The organism is uncultured Negativibacillus sp. (assembly GCF_944388365.1).
In the GTDB taxonomy this organism is placed as follows: Bacteria; Bacillota; Clostridia; order Oscillospirales; family Ruminococcaceae; genus Negativibacillus.
Genome location: NZ_CALXIN010000167.1, coordinates 1 through 2,615, shown reverse-complemented (window position 1 = coordinate 2,615; position 2,615 = coordinate 1). Strand labels below are relative to the sequence as shown.

The 2,615-nt window shown below is 53.8% G+C and carries 3 protein-coding genes and 1 pseudogene; 3 read left to right on the top strand and 1 reads right to left on the bottom strand.

Annotated features, from left to right (window positions below; genetic code table 11):
- Positions 1 to 232: hypothetical protein (locus Q0L39_RS11605; protein WP_296629347.1), on the bottom strand; the 232-nt coding region annotated here is incomplete at its 3' end.
- Between the two features lie 577 nt (positions 233 to 809).
- Here Q0L39_RS11605 and rbfA point away from each other — a divergent pair.
- The 3 genes and pseudogenes from rbfA to Q0L39_RS11590 form a co-directional block, all read left to right on the top strand.
- Entirely contained in the window at positions 810 to 1,181 is a 372-nt protein-coding gene (rbfA, locus tag Q0L39_RS11600; RefSeq protein ID WP_296629345.1) for a 30S ribosome-binding factor RbfA, read from the top strand.
- Between the two features lie 26 nt (positions 1,182 to 1,207).
- Positions 1,208 to 2,194 carry a DHH family phosphoesterase gene (locus tag Q0L39_RS11595; protein ID WP_296629343.1) on the top strand — a complete coding sequence of 329 codons (987 nt, stop codon included), beginning with the start codon at positions 1,208 to 1,210 and terminating at the stop codon, positions 2,192 to 2,194.
- Positions 2,195 to 2,265: 71 nt separating this feature from the next.
- Positions 2,266 to 2,615 (top strand): annotated as a pseudogene (locus Q0L39_RS11590) (tRNA pseudouridine(55) synthase TruB); the annotation flags it as partial.

Below are 2,615 nucleotides of genomic sequence, written 5' to 3'. Positions count from 1 at the left end.
AATTGAGAACCTCGCTCTCGCGCAGGTCGCTTGCCTCCGGCTTCGCTCGCTGGTGCGAAACAAAAGTTTTCGTCCACCTTTTACAAAAGGTGGCGGTATCCAGAGGCAGAGCCACTGGGCGCACTCCGCAGAGTGAGAAATACCTTGTCGTCAGGCGCTCATTGGGAGAGCTTTGTGAATGGGAGCTTTGCACGGTTGCCGAAGGCAATTTTGCCCGATCCATCATGGGCAAAAAGTGCAAACTCCTAATTGAAAACTTGTTTTCAATTTCCTTTTCTGCAAGAGAAAAGCCCCCTTGACAGACGAGCGACACGCACTTGCCAGAAAAACCCCCCAGTGGGAGATTTTTCTGTTATCTGTGCTGTTGAGCAGAAAAATAATAACTTTTATTTTATTCTCTCAAAGCCTTCATGCCCTAACGAGCGAGTGTGTTAACTTAAGTGTTGCCGCGTGCTGAAACTACAATATCGCACCAATCCAAAGCGTAATGTTATGTCCAGCTTCGAGCCGATACTGCCGAAAACTTCCCACAGGGAACTTTTCGGGGATAGTGGCTTCAAATCGGCAGTTTGTGAAAACCCTTTTTATCGCAAAGGGTTTTCACGCTTTCCTAAATGCTCCCAAACGATAAAAGTGTTTCGCTCACTGCGGTGAGCGACCAAAGACGCTGTCTTTGGAATCTGCGAGCTTTTTGTAAAAAGCTCGACCAAAAACTTTTATTTAGTTATTCATATCAAAATCGCAAATGAGGACTGAACCCGTTTCAGCCCTCATTTGCAATATCTTTCAAACAGAAAGGAGAAGTTACTATGGCTTTTCGCGTCGGAAGAACCAGCGAGGACATCAAACGGGAATTGACCGACATCATGCACCACATCAAGGACCCTCGCGTCTCCAGTCTGCTGACCATCATCAAGGTGGAACTTTCCAACGATATGTCCCACTGCAAGGTCTATATCAGTTCGCTGGAAGGAATGGACAAGGCCAAAGAAGCAGTCAAGGGTCTCAACAATGCAAACGGCTTTATCAAGCATGAGATCAATACCCGCATCAAGATGCGCCGTGTGCCGGATTTCCACTTTATTCCGGACGATTCCACCGAGTACAGCGCGGATATTGCCCGCATCCTCAACAGCCTGGATATCCAGCACGATGAGGACGAGCAGACCGACGAAGAATAATTTTTGACAAACAAGGAGGCGGCACCATGTCCCAACCGGTAACGTTACAGCAGGCAGCAGTGTTTTTGTGCGGCGCACAGGATGTGTTCATTCTCACCCATAAGGCTCCCGACGGCGATACGCTCGGCAGCGGTTTTGCACTGATGCATGCGCTGCGCCAGCTGGGTAAACGTGCCGCCGTTCTCTGCAATGATCCCATTCCAGCCCGCTTTGCCTACCTCGATCCGCATCCCGACGATCAGTCTTTTTTGCCGCAGACGGTGGTGACGGTGGACGTGGCGGATACAACGCTGCTGGGGGATAAACTGCAATCCTACGCCGATCAGATTGATTTGAGCATCGACCACCACGGCTCTAACACCGGATTTGCCGAGAAACTGCTGCTGCGTGCCGACGCAGCAGCCAACTGTGAGCTGGTGCTCGACCTCATCGAGGCGATGGGTGTAGCACTGACGCCGCAGATTGCGGACTGTCTGTATACCGGACTTGCCACCGATACCGGCTGCTTCCGCCATACCTCCACCACGGCGGACAGCCATCGTGCCGCCGAAAAGCTGATACAGGCGGGAGCGGATCTTCGCTCGATTCACCGGCGGCTGTTCGAGAGCGAGAGCCGCGGCAAAATTGCGCTGACAGTGGCTGCGCTGCAAAGCCTGCGCTATGAGCTGGGCGGCAGATGCGCCACCATGGTGCTGATGCGTGACTGTATCAATCAAAACGGCGTCACCGACGATGAGCTGGAGGGAATCTCCGCGCTGCCGCGGCAGATCGAAGGAGTGCAGGTCGGCGTAACACTGCGCCAGTACAAGAGCTACCGCGGCTATAAGGTGTCGGTGCGGACCGACGGGAGAGTAGATGCCAGCGCCATCTGCGGACGGCTGGGCGGCGGAGGACACCGCGGCGCTGCCGGATGCACCTTTGAAATCACCGACCTCGACGAGGTCTATCGTCAGGTGCTGGACTCGGTTCGGCAGGAACTGGAACAGCAGGAGAAGCTGGACGCCAGCCTCTGATGCAGAAAATCTGTCCTTTCATTGCGGACAGATTCGGAAAGAAAATCAACCATTTTGGAACAGGAGCGATTATGTTGGACGGAATCATCATCCTGGATAAACCGGAGGATTATACCTCCTTTGATATGGTAGCCAAGATGCGCAAGCTGCTTGGCACCCGCAAGGTCGGCCACGCGGGCACCCTTGACCCGATGGCAACCGGTGTGCTGCCCATCTTTGTCGGACGCGCCACCAAATGCTGCGACATTCTGCCCGATCAGAACAAGCGCTATACAGCGACCTTCCAGCTGGGCTATACCACCGATACCCTCGATGCCACCGGTCGTGTGCTCACACGCACCGAGGTTACGGCGACCAAAGAGGACGTGCAGAAGGCGCTGGAACAGTTCCGCGGCGAGATCATGCAGCTGCCGCCGATGTA